General features: G+C 66.1%; 13 protein-coding genes and 1 pseudogene. 6 read left to right on the top strand and 8 right to left on the bottom strand.

Features of this window, described 5'->3' with window-relative positions:
• The first annotated feature begins 61 nt into the window (after positions 1-61).
• Both E3T43_RS17245 and E3T43_RS17240 read left to right on the top strand, forming a co-directional pair.
• The gene (locus E3T43_RS17245; RefSeq protein ID WP_134473309.1) at positions 62-736 is read left to right on the top strand and encodes a response regulator transcription factor; all 675 of its coding nucleotides are present in this window, start codon (positions 62-64) and stop codon (positions 734-736) included.
• Between the two features lie 77 nt (positions 737-813).
• Positions 814-2,241 (top strand): cell wall metabolism sensor histidine kinase WalK, encoded by a 1,428-nt coding sequence (locus E3T43_RS17240; protein WP_134473308.1) that lies wholly within the window; start codon positions 814-816, stop codon positions 2,239-2,241.
• A gap of 7 nt (positions 2,242-2,248) precedes the next feature.
• On the opposite strand, the gene E3T43_RS17235 is transcribed toward E3T43_RS17240, so the two are convergent.
• Complete coding sequence (locus E3T43_RS17235) at positions 2,249-3,160, bottom strand: DUF1524 domain-containing protein (RefSeq protein WP_134473307.1); 912 nt, start codon at positions 3,158-3,160, stop codon at positions 2,249-2,251.
• 162 nt (positions 3,161-3,322) lie between these two features.
• Here E3T43_RS17235 and E3T43_RS17230 point away from each other — a divergent pair, with 162 nt between their 5' ends.
• Positions 3,323-4,027, top strand: coding sequence for a hypothetical protein (locus E3T43_RS17230; protein WP_134473306.1), 705 nt, complete (start codon positions 3,323-3,325; stop codon positions 4,025-4,027).
• On the opposite strand, the gene E3T43_RS17225 is transcribed toward E3T43_RS17230, so the two are convergent.
• The gene (locus E3T43_RS17225) at positions 4,024-4,233 is read right to left on the bottom strand and encodes a hypothetical protein (protein WP_104133285.1); all 210 of its coding nucleotides are present in this window, start codon (positions 4,231-4,233) and stop codon (positions 4,024-4,026) included. The genes E3T43_RS17230 and E3T43_RS17225 overlap by 4 nt on opposite strands.
• Before the next feature lie 257 nt (positions 4,234-4,490).
• On the opposite strand from E3T43_RS17225, the gene E3T43_RS17220 reads away from it, so the two are divergent.
• On the top strand, positions 4,491-5,396 hold the full coding sequence (locus E3T43_RS17220; RefSeq protein ID WP_134473305.1) for a nuclease-related domain-containing protein: 906 nt from the start codon (positions 4,491-4,493) through the stop codon (positions 5,394-5,396).
• Positions 5,397-5,669: 273 nt separating this feature from the next.
• Here E3T43_RS17220 and E3T43_RS17215 read toward each other — a convergent pair whose 3' ends face one another.
• Both E3T43_RS17215 and E3T43_RS17210 read right to left on the bottom strand, forming a co-directional pair.
• Positions 5,670-6,332, bottom strand: a complete 663-nt coding sequence (locus E3T43_RS17215; RefSeq protein WP_134473304.1) for a hypothetical protein — start codon at positions 6,330-6,332, stop codon at positions 5,670-5,672.
• A gap of 48 nt (positions 6,333-6,380) precedes the next feature.
• On the bottom strand, positions 6,381-6,860 hold the full coding sequence (locus tag E3T43_RS17210; protein ID WP_134473303.1) for a 2'-5' RNA ligase family protein: 480 nt from the start codon (positions 6,858-6,860) through the stop codon (positions 6,381-6,383).
• 248 nt (positions 6,861-7,108) lie between these two features.
• On the opposite strand from E3T43_RS17210, the gene E3T43_RS17205 reads away from it, so the two are divergent.
• Positions 7,109-8,773 carry an alkaline phosphatase D family protein gene (locus E3T43_RS17205; RefSeq protein ID WP_134473302.1) on the top strand — a complete coding sequence of 555 codons (1,665 nt, stop codon included), beginning with the start codon at positions 7,109-7,111 and terminating at the stop codon, positions 8,771-8,773.
• A gap of 13 nt (positions 8,774-8,786) precedes the next feature.
• On the opposite strand, the gene E3T43_RS17200 is transcribed toward E3T43_RS17205, so the two are convergent.
• Positions 8,787-9,440 (bottom strand): hypothetical protein, encoded by a 654-nt coding sequence (locus E3T43_RS17200; RefSeq protein WP_134473301.1) that lies wholly within the window; start codon positions 9,438-9,440, stop codon positions 8,787-8,789.
• A 735-nt stretch (positions 9,441-10,175) separates the two neighbouring features.
• Here E3T43_RS17200 and E3T43_RS17195 point away from each other — a divergent pair.
• Positions 10,176-11,966, top strand: a complete 1,791-nt coding sequence (locus E3T43_RS17195; protein WP_134443546.1) for an L-lactate permease — start codon at positions 10,176-10,178, stop codon at positions 11,964-11,966.
• 162 nt (positions 11,967-12,128) lie between these two features.
• On the opposite strand, the pseudogene E3T43_RS17190 reads toward E3T43_RS17195, so the two are convergent.
• The 3 genes and pseudogenes from E3T43_RS17190 to E3T43_RS17180 all read right to left on the bottom strand — a co-directional run bounded on the left by E3T43_RS17190 (position 12,129) and on the right by E3T43_RS17180 (position 17,775).
• Positions 12,129-14,991 (bottom strand): annotated as a pseudogene (locus E3T43_RS17190) (FAD-binding and (Fe-S)-binding domain-containing protein).
• 77 nt (positions 14,992-15,068) lie between these two features.
• Positions 15,069-16,859 carry a glyoxylate carboligase gene (gene gcl / locus E3T43_RS17185; protein ID WP_134473300.1) on the bottom strand — a complete coding sequence of 597 codons (1,791 nt, stop codon included), beginning with the start codon at positions 16,857-16,859 and terminating at the stop codon, positions 15,069-15,071.
• 31 nt (positions 16,860-16,890) lie between these two features.
• Positions 16,891-17,775, bottom strand: coding sequence for a 2-hydroxy-3-oxopropionate reductase (locus E3T43_RS17180; protein WP_134443548.1), 885 nt, complete (start codon positions 17,773-17,775; stop codon positions 16,891-16,893).
• Positions 17,776-17,780 lie beyond the last annotated feature (5 nt).

The raw sequence follows: 17,780 nt of genomic DNA, 5'->3' as shown, positions 1-17,780 counted from the left end.
CGCCGCCAAACGGTCAGCCGGCGCATAGCAAACGCTCAGCTTGGCCCCGCACTGTTAAACCGTGCCCACCGAACCTGCCCGCGTCCTCGTCGTCGAAGATGAAGACGTGCTGCGCACCGCGATCGGCCAGGCCCTCACTCAGGCCGGGTTCGTGGTCGATACCGCGCCAGACGGCACGAATTTCGCTGAACGCATCGCCCGCTTTCGACCGGATGCCGCGGTGCTCGACATTATGCTGCCCGGTGAAAACGGCCTGCACCTGGCCCAGCGGCTACGGGCGGCCGGCAACACCCCGGTGTTGTTCGTGACCGCCCGCGACGCGGTCGATGACCGGCTCGCCGCCTTTGAGGCCGGTGCCGACGACTACATCATGAAACCGTTCGTGCTGGCCGAGCTTGTTGCCCGCGTCACCGCCGTGCTCCGCCGCACCGGCCGCCTGGTCTCACCGACCATGCAGGTCGCCGACCTCGTCGTCGATGAGGAGGCCGCCACAGCCACCCGGGCCGGCCAGCTGATCGACCTCACCGCGACCGAACGACGCCTGCTCACCTACCTCGTGCACAACCGCGGCCGCACCCTCTCCAAAACCCAGATCCTCACCCAGGTCTGGGGCTACGACGACTACGACCCCAACCTGGTCGAGGCCTACGTGAGTACCCTGCGCCGCAAACTCGACGCCAACGGTCCGCGCCTCATCCACACCGTGCGCGGAATCGGCTACCGCCTCACGGGCTGACCGGCTCGTCTCGGCCAGCGGATGCCGTTTGCTCGCGACATCCGTTTATCTCCCGCTCCCATTAGAAAGCACCCCTCATGCGGACCACGTCCCTACGATTGCGAGTCGTCGCCGCTGTTCTGGCGATGCTCACGATTGTGCTGGTCACGGTCGGTATTCTGATCAACGTCGTGCTCGGCGGTCAGCTGCGGGCCGACCTGCAGCAGCGCTTGATCGACCGGGCCGGCTACGCGCAGATTCTGGCCGAGGAAGGTCTGGCGGCGCAGAGCCTGGCCAACCGGCTGACCGGCGATGACGTCACCGTGACCTACTCGGTCGGCGGCGACACCGTCTACGGCCGCACCGATCCCACTCCCCGCGGCGACCGCGGCCCTGGCGCTCCGCCGCACGCCGAGACCGTGCCCGGCGCCGTCGTCACCCAGAGTGGTGACCGCCTCTCGGTCACCCAGACCGTGGCCGGCGGAACCCTCACCCTCAGCTCGAGTGAGGCCGGCATCGACGCGGCCCTGGCCCAGCTGCGCACGATCGAGGTCGTCGCCGGTGCGCTCACGATTGTCGTCACCGGGCTGCTACTGACCGGTGTGGTCGGGGTGGCGCTGCGACCACTGACCCGCATGACCGAGCTCGCGCTCGCCATCACCCAGGGCGGGCGCGGCGGCCGGCTGCGCCCGAGCAATCCGCGCACCGAGATCGGGCGCACCGCCGGCGCCTTCGACGACATGCTGCAGGCGCTCGAAACCGCCGAAAACACCTCTCGCCAGGCCGCGGCCGATGCGCAGGCCGCAGAAATTACGGCCCGTGATGCCGCGCAGGTCGCGGCTGCCGCCGAGGAACGGATGCGCCGGCTTCTCGCCGATGTCTCGCACGAACTGCGCACCCCGGTGGCCGGCCTGCAGGCCAGCGCTGAAACGCTGCTGCGCGACAACCCGGCCCGCGCTGAGCGCGAGAGCCTCACGGTCGGCATGATTCAGCAGACCCAGCGGGCTGCCCGACTGGTCGATGACCTGCTGCTGATGACCCGGCTGGACCAGGGCGATGAGGGCGCGGCCTTCGAACCGCTCGACCTGTCCGCGCTCACCCGCGACGTCGTTGCCGAGCAGCGGATGCTCGGGGCCAGCCGCGAATTCGACCTCGCGGTCGCGGCCGAGGTTTGGGTGAGCGGTGACGCCCAGCGCCTGGCGCAGATCGTGACCAACCTGCTCGGGAACGCGCGCACTGCGACCGAGCCGGGTGGCAGCATCCGCACCAGCCTGGCAATCGTTGATGGCACCGCCCGGCTGGAAGTCAACGACTCCGGCGCCGGCGTTCCCGCGCCAGACCGCGAGCGCATCTTCGAACGGTTCGTGCGCCTCGACCCGTCACGGGCCAGCAATCGCGGCGGCTCCGGCCTCGGCCTGTCGATCGCCCGGGCCCTCGCCCGCGCGCACGGCGGTACGCTCGAGTGCCTCGAACCGGTCGCGACGGGTGCGCGCTTCGCCCTGACGCTACCCCTGGCACGCGCCTAGCCCGCGACTATTCGCAGCCGGTTCCGTCACCGTCGCGGTCGAGGTGGCTGCCATAGCCGGGTTCGCCGGAGTGCACCGGCGCCGCGCCGGCCTCCCGAGCTGCGGTGCAGTTCTGAAAATAAACCTCGTCCGGCGTGACGACTGCAGGCTCACCGGTACTCGCGAGCTCGTCGGGGCAGTCCGAGAGGATGCGCGTCATCGCGTCGCGCTCGGCCGCGGTCACCCACAGCGCGTAGGTCGCCTTCACCGAGATTTGCCGGGCCACGTAGGTGCACCGGTAGCTTTTCAGCGGCGGCAGCCAGGTGGCCGCGTCGCCGTCTCCCTTGCGCGAATTGGTCACGCCGTCGACGGCGAGCAGATTGAGCGGATCGTTCGCCAACGCCACCCGCTGCTCCTGCGACAGTTGCTGAGCCCCGGTCTGCCAGGCATTCGACAGGGCAACGAGGTGGTCGATCTGCACGAGCGAGGAGGTCGCCTGGCCCCGCACAAAATCGATGGTCAGGCCCGTGAACGGCCCGACCAGGGTTCCGCTCTGCACCTCGCAGCCGCCCGCAATGACGAGCACGGTCAGGTCGCGGGCCAGGACGTCGTTGCGGGTGTCGCATCCGTTCTGGTCGACGTCTTGCCAGGCTGATCCGAAGCTTTCCGTGCGGTCATAGCCGGTTTTCGGCGCGCGACCCTTTACCGGCAGGGTTGCGAGCACGGAGAGGGCTGCGGAGTCGGACGTGGGCGCTGGCTGTGCGGTGGCCGGTTCGGCAGTGGCATGCGTTGATGGCGTCGCACTTGCGGAACTTCCGGTGTCGGCCAGATCCGGTGAAACGGATGTCCCCGCGAGCGACGTTCCCACCAGAATCGCCGCGAGGGCGGCCACGATCACCGCCGTGATCACGAAAGTCTTCTTCGGGCGACGGACGGCCATGGTGCTCCTTCTGGCCGCAAAGGCACGACCCCTCGAATATACGGCGTGCGCCGCGGCCGTCGGGTCAGGCCGCGGCATCCGTTTGATGAAAAAGGCACCCATTCTGGGGGTCTTCTTTCGGGGGCCGCACTGGCAGGATATAGAACCCGGCGAGGAGCACTCATGACTCACATACTCTCCACGCGGCGGCGTCTCGCGACGCCCCCGGAATTGCCCGAATCGAATCGCACCGGAGCGCTTCGATCAACACCCGGCCTGGCCTGGCTGCTCGATCGCGCCCCGCGCCGACCCGAACCCACGCCCACCGACCTGGCGCTGGCACGAGCCCGCAGCGAGCTGGCCGTCGACACCTTTCTGGAGACGCTGCCCGAACATTGGGCGGCATTCACCTCGCCTGCCCTGACCGGCGACGGCCCAAGCGCGGCGCGGCTCATCGTCGGCCCCGGCGGCGTTTTTGCGCTGCACGCGCAGCTCTGCGACGGGCGGATCGCCTGGGTGTATCGCCAGACCGTGCACGTCGCGGGGCGTCGGGCCCCCGACCTGGCCACCGCCGAGGCTGGCGCGCAACGACTCACCACGCTGCTGCGCGGGCGGGTACCGCTGCGCACAGCGGTGCAGCCCGTCGTTGTCGTGCTCGGCGCCCGCGCGCTCTGGGCCCCGGGCCAAACTGGGCAGAGTTGGGCGGCGCCGGGTCGTCCTGCTCCGGTAGCGGTTCTCGGGGCGCGCGCTCTGGGCGACTGGCTGGCTTCCCGGCCGCAGGTGCTGCGTCCGATCGAACGCATGGAACTGGCCGCCGCCATCGATAACCCGCTGACCTGGGGCATCCGTCCGTCTATCCTGCCGCGGCCCGGTACCGTGCGGAATTAGCGCTTTTTGGGCCCGTTCCCCTTCGCGGAGAGCAGGCGCGCCCGCACCGAGAACGCGCCGCCGATCACGAGCGAAACGACGGCCGCCGGCAAAATGAAGTCGACGAACTGATTGCCCGAGATCAGGTTGCCCACCAGCAGCAGCACGGCCAGCCCGCTGAAACCGAGGCCCGCGATGGCGCAAACGTTGAAAGTCAGGTGTTTCACGGGGCAAATCCAATCGGTGGGGTGACTGTCAGGCTAGCCGACCTTGGCCTATTTAGTGGGGGAGGCGCCGGTCGGGGCCGTACCCCTATATTGACAAGCGGATGCTCCGCGCCAGCCTCGCGCGCCACTTCCTCAACCGGTCTGAGAATTACTCCGATTTGCTAACCAATGTCGCGCGCCGGCCGACTGTTACCCCTGAACGGGGACTCCGCGGCAACAGAATGGTATCGGGCGAAAGCCCGAGGTGAGGCGAGAACGTGATCAACGCAACGCTGGGCAATGGTGTGCACGCCGGCGACAGCGAGCCGGCGCCAGTGGTTTTGGCGGCGCCAGCCGTGTCGATGCTGCCCGGTTCTGACCCGTCACCGGCCACCGGGCGGTTCGCCGGGCAATCCCTCGTGGAAGAATTGTTGCGGCAACAAGAGGATCGCGCTCCGCGCTCCCGGCTAGCCCGCACCCTCGGTCTCTCCCCGCTCGATGCCAATGGCCTGGCCTGGTTGCGCGCGGCGCAGGCCGAGATGGTGGTGGGCGACATTCTCGCCCGGCTGCCCGAGGGCTACAGCGTCTTCCACTCGCTGCCCATTCGCAATACGGCGTTCTGGGTGGATCACCTCGTCGTCGGGCCCGGCGGAATTTTCGCGCTGAGCTCCAAAACCCGCTGGGATCACGACCTGACCGGGTCGGTGCGCACGATTCCGGTCGGTGATCACACCATGCCCTACCTGCGCGATGCGCGGTTCGAGTCGACTCAGATCACGGCACTGCTGGCCGGGGCAATGCCGGCAACGGCCGTGGTTCAGCCGATGATCGTGCTGGTCAACCCGCACAAAATTCGGCTCAATCGTAAGCCCGACGTCGTGACCGTCATCGATTCGCCTAGGCTGCGCCGGTGGCTGGTGGGGCGCCCGCGGCAGTTTAGTGCGGAGCAGCAGGCGACCCTGACCGCGGTCATTGACGACCCGACCACGTGGCACACGCCGGTGCGAACGAGCGCGCCGGACCACCTGCACGCACGCTTCACCGCGCTCGAACAGGAGGTTTCGGCGGCCGGCATCCGGCGCACTACGTTCACGGTTCTCGCCGCCGCCTTGGGCGCCAGCCTGCTGGCGATCGTGACGCTGCCCGTCATCGTCTCCGTCGTCGAGTACCTCGCCGCCCCCTAACCCGAATGCAGCGCGCCGTCCGCGGCTGGCCCTGCTGGCGCCGCGGACGGCATAACTCCTGCAAATTGTGGTCGGCCGCAAGTGGATGCGCCGAATTCCGCCCAACTTTTCTGCCGCTCCTCCAAATTGCAGAAGTTGTGACCTGAGGCAGGGTGCGCTGGTGGCTAGATCAGCAAATCGGGACCACCGGCAGCCTGGTGTCCGGTGTTTTCGGGCCACCGCCTGCTTGATCGACCCAGAGATCCTGATTTAGCCACCATGACGGCGCAAGATTTAGGCGAGGCGCTCGAGAACGGTGCCCTCGCGCATCCGTTCGACGCGCACGACGTGGTCACGCAGGTCGCGCACGCCGCGCGGGATCGCGAGTTCGGCGACATCCTGCCCCTTGGTCGCGGCGTGCGACCGAGTCGGATGCTGATAGTCCGCGATCGACCGAAAGGTGTCGCGCCCGCGCGGCTCTTTGCTGTGCCGCTGAGCGAAGCCGGAGTTGATCGCGCTCAGCTCCATCTCGTCTTCGTGCGCCGCGACCAGGCTCTTGGTGCTCAGGGTGATCACGGTGTGGGCATCATCCCGATACGACCGGGCCTGCAGAAGTTCCTGCAGAAAGCGTGGCTGCAGGTGAAAGAACACCCGGTCGTTCAGCGCGGCGTACCACTCGGCGAGCGTCATATCGTCGAGGGCATCCTCCAGCGACGGCTCGTGAATCGCCTTTTGATGACGGATGACCGCGGTCCCGAATTCCGCATGCTCGAGCACGCGTGACTCACCGCGCCGCTTGCCCAGAATTGCCACCTGCGGCGCGCCCTGTTTGACTCCCCAGCGGGTCACGAGCGCGGCCGGACTGAGCAGCCCGTGGCGCTCGATGGCTGGCCAACTGCCATCGGCGGCCACGTGGTAGAGCTCGGGGTACAGACGGATCAGATCGCGGGACAGCACAGTTCGAGAGTACTCGCCGCCCGTGCCGCCTTGGGTCGTCCGACTAGTTCAGCCAGCCAGGTCCAATGTCGCGAGCACCGTGCGTCCGCTCGCTGCCGCGCGCGGCGCCATGTCCACGAGCGCGATCTGGGCCAGTACGAGCTCATCGCCCGCGTGCACCCGCCGATGCTGCTTGACCGTGACGTGCGCCCGAAACTCCGGTCCCGAGAAGGCCGGCTCGTTCGGGGCTGTGGCCAACGGGAGCAGCGCTTCGACCAGCCGGTCGTGCAGTCTCGTCAGCGAAGCGTTGTCGTCAATGAGTGTCACCGGAATATCGTGTCGGCGGCCAAACAGGGCGTCCGGCCCGACGGACACCGTCAGCGCCGGGAACCCGGCCATCGTCGCGGCGATGACCTGCGCAATCTCGCTGGGCGCAGCATCCGTTTTGAAGGGAGCGAGCACGGTAATGTGCAGCGGCCAACTCCCGACGGTGAAGCTCTCGCCGGTCTGCAGCGGCGTAAGCGGCAGAACGACAACGAGGCGGGGCATGCGCCGAGTCTAGACGGCGCCGGACTGCCCGACCTGCCGTGCAGAACAGCGGAGATTTTCGTCAGAATCGACTCAAGACGCCAGCTGTCGGCACTGAGGCCAATATTCTCCGCAGCCGTGCAGGCCCCCATGTATAACCGCCGCGACGCCCCACGAATCCGCGTATCACCGGCCCCGACGAGTCGGCAATATCGCGCGACCCGCCGCAGGGCGTAGCCGACCCGCTCCTGGAGCGGTACAACTGAATCATGACGAGTTCACCTCTGATTCTGGGACCGATGATGCGCTACGTCGATAATGTCTCGGCGAGCATCTGGTTCGAGACTCGGGATGCCGGTCGGATCGTGGTCACCGCGGCTGGTCGTTCCTGGGCGGCGCGTACCTTCGCCGTGCATGCACACCACTACGCCCTCGTGCACGTCGACGGTCTGCACCCCAACACGACCCTGCCGTACACGGTGGAGTTCGAAGGACGTCCGGTCTGGCCCGATTCGAAGTCCTCGTATCCGGCGGCGGTCATCGCGACGCTCGGCGGCGGGCATCCGCTTCGGATGTCGTTTGGATCCTGCCGCACCAGTGTTCCCCATGACGAGGACGGCAACCGAACGCACGGCGTTGACGCTCTGCGGGCCTGCGCTCTGCGCCTGGCCTCGCCCGACAACGACGTGCCGCGCCCGGATCTGATCCTCTTTCTGGGCGATCAGGTTTATGCCGACCTGACTACCGAGGAAATGCAAAAGTTCATCAGGGCGCGGCGTGATATCACGAAGCCTCCCGGCAAAGAGCTGGCCGATTATGAGGAATACGCGCACCTCTATCGCCTGGCCTGGTCGGACGAGGCCAACCGCTGGCTGCTCTCCACAGTGCCGACCGCGATGATTTTCGACGACCACGACATTCGCGACGACTGGAATACCTCGCAGAGCTGGAAGCGCCAGATGGAGGCGACGTCGTGGTGGCGGGGCAGGATCATCGCAGGGCTGGCCTCCTACTGGGTTTATCAGCATCTCGGCAATATGTCACCCGCCGAACGAGCCGACGATGACATCTGGCGCCTGATCGCTGCCCACGATGGCCCGGATGAACTCGACCTGAGCGTCGCGCTCGACGCATTTGCCGAACGGTGTGACCAGCAGCCCACCAGCTACCGATGGAGTTATTGTCGAGACATCAGCGATGTTCGGCTGATCGTGGTGGACTCCCGCGCAGCCCGCGAACTCGACCCGGCCCGGCGGGCACTTCTGGACGAAGACGAGATCGGCTGGCTCGATGAGCGGATGCGAGGCGGCTTCCGCCACCTTTTGATCGGCACCTCGCTGCCGTTTCTGCTTCCGCCCGGCCTCCACCACCTGGAATCCTGGGACGAAGCCATTTCCGAAGGAGCCTGGGGCAAGCCGGCCGCGCGGGTCGGCGAACGGCTGCGTCAGCTGGTCGACCTGGAGCATTGGGGCGCCTTCCAGCGCAGCTTCCGCGAGGTGGCACGGATGGCCACCGAGGTGGCCGACGGCCAACGCGGGATGGCGCCCGATACGGTGACGTTCCTGTCGGGCGACGTGCACTACTCCACCGTCTCCGAGGTCGGGCGAACCTCGGGGAGCCGCATCGTGCAGGCCGTCTGCTCGCCGATTCGTAATCCGCTCCCCATGGCCATGCGATCGTTCTCCGCCGTACTCGCCTACGGCATCGCCACGCGACTGAGTGCCCGGCTGGCTCGTTCCGCTGGAGTCGCGTCGCCGCCGTTCCGCTGGGCCGGCATCAAGGGGCCCTGGTTCGACAACTGTCTGGCGAGCCTCGACGACACCTCCGCCGGCCTCACCATTCGGTGGGAGAAGGGAATCGTCCGGGCCGGCGACCATCGGCATCCGCTGGTGGAGAACGTGGCAACAATCGTCCTGGAACCCCGGATGCAGTGAGACGGCCCGCGTCTTAGTCCGGCGATACCCCGACTGTCAGGAGCAACTGGGGCTGGGACTGCTCGACCCAAGTACCCAATACCGTGGCGGCATCCGTTGCGAGGGCCCCCGAAGATGTGCCGTCGAGTACCCGCACGACGGTCACGCGCAGGGCGCCTGCCGTTGCGATCGTGGTGCCCGCCGTCGAGACGGTGTCGATGGTCGCAGCACGCTCCGGAACGGGGGTTCCGGGGGTGCCGCTGCCGCGCACGGTAGCGGTCGGTGCGATCGGAATGAGTTCACCGTTCCCTTGCGTGAATTGGTCGGCCTGCTGCCCGCCGGTCAGGGCTGCGGCAGCGACCACCGCCAAATAGACCGGGTCGCCGGTGGCGTCGTAGACCCAGCGGTCACCGAGCACGGAGTGGGACATAGTGCCGACGAGCTCATTCTCGCCGCCCTCGAGTGGCGCGCCGCGATAGGTCAGCGGAATCTGCAGCAGCGGCCCGGTACCAAAGCGCACCAGGATGGTTTCGATACCGACCCCTCCATCAGGATCGTCGAAGCGGAAGGATGCGACGCGCTCCACCTCGGCCCCAACATCGCCCACAAACCACGTTTGCGTCGGAGCCCACGCGGCGATGAGCTCAGACTTGGAGGGCCGCAGGACGGCGTCGTAGAGAAGTGCCATAGCTTCGATCGTAGGGGTCGTGGCGTCGCTCGCACCAGCTAAGCCCTTTTCGGGTGGCCTCCGAGAGCGCGTGCGCTCGAAAGCTGCTCGAGCGCACGGCAGGCCAGCCGCGTGCGCCGGCAGATTTCGGCCGCGCAGATCCCGCCGCTTCTATAAGCGGATGCTGCGCGCGACCGCCCGCCGCGCCGCGGCCACCACGTTCTCCACGGTGGCCCAAACCAGCGCGAGCATGCCCACGACGAGGGCTAGCAAGAGTGCGGGCCCAGCTCAAGGGTGGCTGTGGGCGCCGGCGCTGCGAGATCCCCGGCAGCAAGGCTCAGCTGGGAATCATCAATTCCGCAGGCCGCCGACGAGGAACTCGGCGGGAGCCCGCCAGGGAACGTGTGCCGTGCCCGTGAACGGCGGCACCGCTCGTTCTGAAACGCGGCTCCGGCTGCGGTCGAATGCGCCCAGAACTCCCTGGGCGACGAATTATGGTCACGGAAAGCAACTTACACATCGATGACGACCTGGGGCACAAATCGACGAATTGGCCGCATCCACGGTCAGGTGCAGCAGGCGGTTGGACTCCATGCGTCCGGGCGCATTGGGAACATCGTGATGCGCTGGGGCGAATCGGTAGGAGTGGCGAAGCGAGCACATTCGTTGACCCCGAGAGCGGTTACGCCTACGATGATATCCACCACACAATAATAAAATTTCACCATGCGAAAATTGGTCAGAGAGGACCTAATCGTGGATAATCTTGCTGTGCTCAGCCTTCTGGCGTTGGCACCAATTCTTGTGGTGGGCGTACTGCTCGCCGGATTCCGGTGGCCTGCCAAATACGCCATGCCACTGGGCTATATCGCCGCGGTAATCGTGGCCCTCGCGGTGTGGAAGATGGACTTTCGGGGAGTCATCGCGGCCTCCCTCGAAGGTGTCATCACGGCCGCAACCCTGCTGTACATCGTGTTCGGGGCGCTTCTGCTGCTGTCAACGTTGACCGTCGGTGGAGCAATGGCCACCATCCGCGGCGGATTCAACAATATCTCGCCCGACCGGCGCATTCAGGCGGTCATCATCGGCTGGCTATTCGGAAGCTTCATCGAGGGAGCATCTGGCTTCGGCACGCCAGCCGCGGTCGTCGCCCCACTGCTGCTGGCGATGGGCTTTCCAGCGATGGCCGCCGTGATGGTGGGCCTCATTATCCAGAGCACACCGGTGAGCTTTGGAGCGGTGGGCACGCCGATCATCGTGGGTGTCGGCGGTGGGCTCGGCGGTGATCCGGCCGTCGCCGAGCGCATCTCCCTGCTGGGAGTGACGATGCCCGAGTTCGTAGCGTCGATCGGCTTTCAGGTGGCCTCGATCCACGCGATCGTTGGCCTGCTCATCCCGTTGATTCTGGTGTGCATGCTCACCGGGTTCTTCGGTCCAGAGCGGCGCTTCCGCGACGGACTGGCCATCTGGCCATTCGCGCTCTACGCCTCGGTCGCTATGACGATTCCCTCCGTGCTCGTGGCCCGCTTTCTCGGCCCGGAATTCCCCTCGTTGTTCGGCGGCCTCTTCGGGCTGATCGTCGTGATGTTCACGTCAAGCAGGGGCTTCCTGATGCCGAAGAAAACCTTCGATTTCGGCCCACGAGCCAGTTGGAGCCCGCGTTGGATGGGCACAATAGAACCGGCGGAACCCGCCGCATCCGTTCGCCGCATCGGCATCGTGAGCGCCTGGTCACCCTACGTGCTGATGGCCGTATTGCTGGTCGGCAGCCGGGTAATTACACCGGTCACGGAATTCCTCACCGGTATCGCCATCCCGTTCAACAACATTCTCGGCACCGACATCTCCACCGCCGTGCAGCCGTTCTACTCGCCAGCCTTCCTGCTCATTCTGGCATCGCTGTTCGCGTATGGACTTCATCGCATGAATGGCCAACAGATTCGCGAGACGTGGAAGGTATCGGGCAGGCAACTCGCTGGAACCGCCGTGGCCCTGCTTTTTGCCGTGCCGCTCGTGCGCGTGCTGATCCAGTCGGGGCCGGAGCTCAACGCATCCGGTCTCTCGAGCATGCCGGTGACGCTCGCTGAGGGCGCTGCCGCCATCTCGGGCAGCTCGTGGCCGTTCATCGCCCCATTTATCGGTGCGCTCGGAGCCTTCGTCGCCGGTTCCAACACGGTGTCCAACCTTACGTTCTCGCAGTTCCAGTTCTCCACGGGCAATGCCATCGGGGTGAACCCGGAGCAGGTGGTGGCTGCCCAGGCCGTCGGCGGCGCTGGCGGTAATCCGATCGCCATCCACAACATTGTGGCCGCGTCAGCCACGGTGGGGCTGCTCGGGCGCGAGGGCGACCTGCTGCGCAAGACAATTCTCGTCACGCTGTACTACTGCATCGCCGGGGGAGCGATCTCATTCATCTTTATCTACGGGCTCGGCTTCAACCTCGGCACGATCATGCTCGTGCTGCTGATGAGCACGCTCGGATTCATCGTGCGGTGGATGCTGCGCCAGAAAGCGGCCGTGCTGGCGCCCGAACCTGAGCGCGTCTAAGTCAGTCACGCGAGAGCGGGCGGCAGCGGAGACATCCGTTGTCGCCCGCTTTGTCGTGCCCGGTGAAACAGACGACGGCTTGTGGACCCGCGCGCGGCAGACCCCAGCACACGAAAAACCGGAGTAGCTGCGTGCAGCTACTCCGGTTGTGCGCCCTGGAAGTTACGGTCGAGTGACCTCTTCGAGCAGTTCGAGCACGTGCCGGTACGGCTTGCCGGTGGCACGGGTCATGCCGAGCTCGCAGGTGCGATTGCACGAAGCGTGCGCCACGGCGTCCATGGCGAGCACGTCAGCGGCCTGAGCCTTCGTAGCCGATTTGGTGAGCTCCGGGTGCAGCATGCCGCGGTCGCCGGCAAAGGCACAGCAGCCCCAGTTCTCGGGTATCTCAACGTGCTCGGCCACGCTGGAAGCCACAGTCTGTAGGGCAGCGTTGGCGCCCATCCGTGTTGACGAGCACGTGGGGTGCAGCGCGAGTGACTCGATCTTCACATATTCGGGCAGGCCGGGCAGAATGCTCGTGGCGGCGAACTCGACCGCGTCCATGACCGTCAGCGGATGCTCGCTCCGGTCACTCTCGATGATGTGCCGCAGCCCCTCGGTGCACGAGGAAGCATCACAGATCACCGGCAGCTCGCCGTCGCGGGTCGCGGTGCGCAGGGCGGCCAGGGTCTTCGCCGCGATCGTGGCGAGTCCGCGGGTCATACCCTTGGAGGCCCACGGGGTACCGCAACAGAGCGCGTCGATACCGTCGGGCACGAGTAGGGTCACGCCGGCGCGCTCGCAGAGCTGCTCGAAACTGTATTGCGTGCCGGGAGTTCCGGCAACGGCCGGACCGAACATCGTTTGCACGCAGGCGGGAAAGTAGACGGCAGCCGGCGCCTGGCGCGGGGCAGGGCGCATCCGCTCGGTGGCAACTACTGCATCAACCATGGTGATTCTCCTTCTGGGATTGACCGGAGTGGGCGTGGCGGGGTCGGCCCCCGCCGGGCAGGTCGGGCGAGTAGAGGGGCACGGTGTCGGTGCCGAGCACGGTGCGCGCGAGGCGGTTGGGGCCGAGTACGAGCGGCACCGGAACCGAGGCGATCGCCTTGAGAGCGAGCCCCGCGCCGCGAGTGACCGTGCCCCAGTTGTTGGCGGCCACATTCCACAGCGCGCTTTCCAGTGGGTTCGCCTCGTCGTGGCGCAGCCTCTTCATGAGGTCGCCGGTGTTGATGTTGACCGGGCAGGCCGTTTGACACATGCCGTCGGCGGCGCAGGTCTGCACGGCGTCGTACTCGTAGTCTTTCTCCATCTCGGCCACGAGAGCGAGATTACCGTCGAGCCTGGCCTGTTCGATTGCACGCAACGATACGATGCGCTGCCGCGGCGTGAGCGTCACGTTGCGGCTCGGGCACACCGGCTCGCACCAGCCGCACTCGGTGCAGCGGTCGACCTCTTTCGCCACGGCTGGGATGGCCTTGAGATCTTTCAAGTGGGCGTTCGGGTCGTCGTTGATGAGTACGCCGGGGTTGAGCATGCCAGCCGGGTCGAAGAGCACCTTGATGCGGCGCATCACGTCATAGAGCTCGTCGCCGAACTGGCGCTGCACATACGGCGCCATTACGCGCCCGGTGCCATGCTCGGCCTTGAGCGAACCGCCTTCGGCGAGCACGAGGTCGACGAGATCTTCGGTGAACCGGCTGAACCGCTCGAGACCCACGGCACTGCCGAAATCGTCGGTGAGCATGAAGTGCACGTTGCCGTCTTTGGCATGACCGAAAATCATAGAGTTCTCATACTCGTACTTGGCGAACAGCCGAATGAGCTCCATGCAGGTGCGGGCGAGCGCTGGCACCGGAACCACGATGTCTTCGAGCAGGGCGTTCGTGCCCTGCGGCCGGGTACCGCCCACAGCCGGAATAATCCCCTTGCGCAGGTACCACAGCTGGCCGCGGATGCCGGCATCGGTCGTAAAATCGGCTGGCAGGGTGAGACCGAGCGTGTTGACGGTCTGCATGCCGGTCGCGAGCATCTGCGCCAGTTTCTCTGGTGACTCGGCGTGGTACTCCACGAGCAGGGCGGCGTGCTGGTCCACCATGAGATCGACCACGATCGCGGGCGCCCCCGGCATCTTCTGCCCCACAATGAGCGAGAGCGCGTCCATGAGTTCCAGGGTGGCCGCACCGGTCGCTACCAAGGCGGGCAGAGCGGCGGTGGCTGCCTCGAGCCCGGGAAACACGAGCAGGGCGGTGGTGACGTGCGGCAGTTTGGGAACCGTTCGAAATATCGCCTCGGCCACGAATCCCAACGTGCCCTCGCTGCCCACGATCAGGTGGGCGAGCATGTCCACGGCACGGTCGAAGTCGAGCAGCGAGTTCACGCCGTAACCCATGGTGTTCTTCATGGAGAATTGCTGACGAATGGTGGCGACGGATGCCTCGTTATCGCGGGTGCGCCGCGCGAGTTCGAGCAGGCCGTTGTATAAAACCGGCTCGTGCTTCAGCAACTGCTCATCGGCATCCGCTGCCCCGGTGTCGATGACCGTGCCGCTTGGCAGCACCACGGTGACCGATTCGAGCGTCTGGTAGGTGTTGTCCACGGTGCCGCAGGCCATGCCGGAGGAATTATTCGCCACGACGCCGCCGATGGTGGCGGCGGATTCGCTCGCCGGGTCGGGTCCGAACTTGCGCCCGTACTTGGCGAGGCGGGTGTTGAGCGCCCGCACCGTGACGCCCGGCTGCACGCGCACGCGCAGGCCGTCGTCGAGTACGTCGATGTTCTTGAAGTTCCGGCGCACGTCGACCAGCACACCGTCGGTGATGGCCTGGCCGCTCAGGCTGGTTCCGCCCGAGCGAAACGTGAGGTGCACGCCCTGCGCGGCGCCGGCGCGCAACAAGGCGCCGACCTCCGCGGCATCCGTGGCCACCACCACGGCCTGGGGAATAAGCAGAAAGTGTGAGGCATCGTGGGCGCTCGCGTGGAGGTCGAGTGCCCGAGTTTTCACCCGAGCCGGGTCGCCAACGGCGGCACGCAGCGCGCCGAACATCGCGGTGCCAGCCTCGGAGCTAACGGTTGTTGTACTCACAAAAACTCCCTTGTTTTCGACGTGCACGTGCAAACAGACTATTCGGTGGCGCTGACAATGATCGAGACCGAGGTGGGCGCATCGGCCGCTGTCACGGCCAGGTCTTCGAACTCGGTTACGGCGTCGATCTCGGCGGCGGCCATCGAGATATTTGTGACCCGCTCGAGGATAATTTCGACGACAACGGGAACCCTGAACTCGACCATCCACGCCTGGGCCTGCGCGAACGCTGCCTGCAAATCGTCGGCTTCGCGCACCCGGATGGCCTTGCAGCCAAGGCCCTCGGCCACCTTGAGGTGGTCGACGCCATAGCCCTCAAGTTCGGGCGAATTGATGTTCTCGAACGCGAGCGACACCTGGTAATCCATATCGAAGCGGCGCTGCGCCTGACGGATCAGGCCGAGATAGGAATTGTTCACGACGACATGTATGTACGGGATGTGGAACTGGGCACCCACCGCGAGTTCTTCGATCATGAACTGAAAGTCGTAGTCGCCGCTGAGCCCCACGACCGTTTTCGACGGGTCGGCCACGGCCACGCCGAGGGCGGCGGGAAGCGTCCAGCCGAGTGGCCCGGCCTGGCCGCAATTGATCCAGTGCCGCGGGTGGAAGACGTTCAGAAATTGTGCTCCCGCAATCTGCGACAGCCCGATCGTGGTCACGTAGCGGGTTTCGGTGCCGAATGCCCGATTCATCTCCTCATACACGCGCTGCGGTTTCATCGGCACGTTCTCGAAGTGCGTCTTGCGCTGAAGCGTGGCCTTGCGGTGCGCGCAGTCCTCGACCCAGCTCTCCCAATCGGGGAGGGTGTTGGCGGCCTTGCGTTCGCGTGCGAGCTCAACCAGACCGCGCAGCGCTGCACCGGCGTCGGAGACGATGCCAAAGTCCGGCGAGAAAATCCGCCCAATCTGGGTGGGTTCAATGTCGATGTGGACGAATGTGCGGCCCTTCGTGTATGTGTCGAGGCCGCCGGTGTGCCGGTTGGCCCAACGGTTACCGATGCCGAGTACGAAATCCGATTCGAGCATGGTTGCATTGCCGTAGCGGTGCGACGTCATCAGCCCCACCATGCCGGCCGCGAGCCGGTGGTCGTCGGGAATGCTGCCCCAGCCCATCAGCGTGGGAATCACCGGAATGTTCAGCACCTCGGCCAGCTCGACCAGCTCCGCCGAGGCGTCCGCGTTTATTACGCCGCCGCCGGCGATGATCACCGGGCGCTTCGCGAGCAGCAGCATGTCGAGCGCCTTTTCGAGCTGGGCAACGGATGCTGCGGGCTTGGCTACCGAAAGCGGCTCATAAGTGTCGATGTCGAATTCGATCTCGGTAAGTTGCACATCGATCGGCAGATCGATCAACACCGGGCCAGGGCGGCCGGAGCGCATCAGATAAAACGCCTTCTGGAAGACGCCGGGAACCTGCCCGGCCTCGAGCACGGTAACGGCCATCTTCGTGACGGGGGCCGCGATGGAGGCGATGTCGACGCCCTGAAAATCTTCCTTGTGCAGCTTGCTCACCGGAGCCTGGCCGGTGATACAGAGAATGGGCGTGGAATCGGCCCACGCGGAGTAGAGGCCGGTCAGCATATCGGTGCCGGCCGGTCCGGAGGTACCGATACACACGCCGATGTTTCCGGCCTTCGTGCGCGTGAATCCCTCGGCCATGTGCGAGGCACCCTCGACGTGGCGGGCGAGGATGTGGTCGATGCCGCCGTGGGCGCGCATGGCCGAGTAGAACGGGTTGATGGCAGCCCCCGGTACACCGAAGGTCTGGGTGGCCCCCTCCTTTTCGAGGATGGCGACGGCAACGTCTACTGCGCGCATTTTAGACATGTGATTCTCCTTGAATCTGAAAAGTTGGTGTTCAGGCGTGCGAGCGGCCGGACATCTGCTCGACCAACAGCAGCAATGCGGAGTGGTCGAGCGAGCCGTGGCCTTCGGCGCGCAGGGTGCCCATTAGCTGGGCCACCATCGAACCAAGCGGAATGGCGACGCCGGCCGCGCGGGCCGCTGCGGTGACTATGCCGAGGTCCTTGTGGTGCAGGTCGACCCGGAAACCTGGTTCGAACGTGCGCGCCACCATACCTGCGGCCTTGCGGTCCAGGATGCGATTGCCGGCCAGCCCGCCAGCCAGAACCTTGACGGATGCTTCGGTATCGACCGAGTGCGCCTCCAGAAACACGAGCGCCTCGGCGACGAGCTGGATGGTGCCGGCGACGATGAGCTGGTTGGCGGCCTTGACCGTTTGGCCGGATCCAGCCGGACCGACGTGGACCACGGTGCTGCCCATAGCGTCGAGTACGCCACGGATGGCCTCGACGTCGGCGACCTCCCCGCCGACCATGATCGACAGGGTGCCCTCGATTGCGCCGGCTTCGCCGCCGGAGACCGGGGCGTCGACGGGCTTGAGCCCGGCGTCCCTCGCGGCTCCGGCCAGGCGAACGGCAACGTCGGGCCGGATGGTGCTGGCGTCAATCCAATAGGCGCCGGCCGGCGTATGGGCGAAGACACCGTCCGGGCCGCCGACGACGTCTTCGACATCGGGCGAGTCTGGCAGCATCGTGATCACGACGTTGGCATCCCGCACGGCGTCGGGGATACTCGCCGCGCCTCGACCGCCCGCGGCGACCAGCTCGTCAATTCGTGCCGAACTGCGGTTGAAACCGACGACGTTGTGGCCGGCCTTCACGAGATTGATTGCCATGGGCAAGCCCATTATTCCCAGGCCGATGACGGCGACATTATTCATTTTAT

The organism is Cryobacterium sp. Hh7 (genome assembly GCF_004403155.1).
In the GTDB taxonomy this organism is placed as follows: Bacteria; Actinomycetota; Actinomycetes; order Actinomycetales; family Microbacteriaceae; genus Cryobacterium; species Cryobacterium levicorallinum.
Note: the sequence above shows the minus strand (reverse complement) of the source record. Positions and strands in the feature narration are given on the sequence as shown.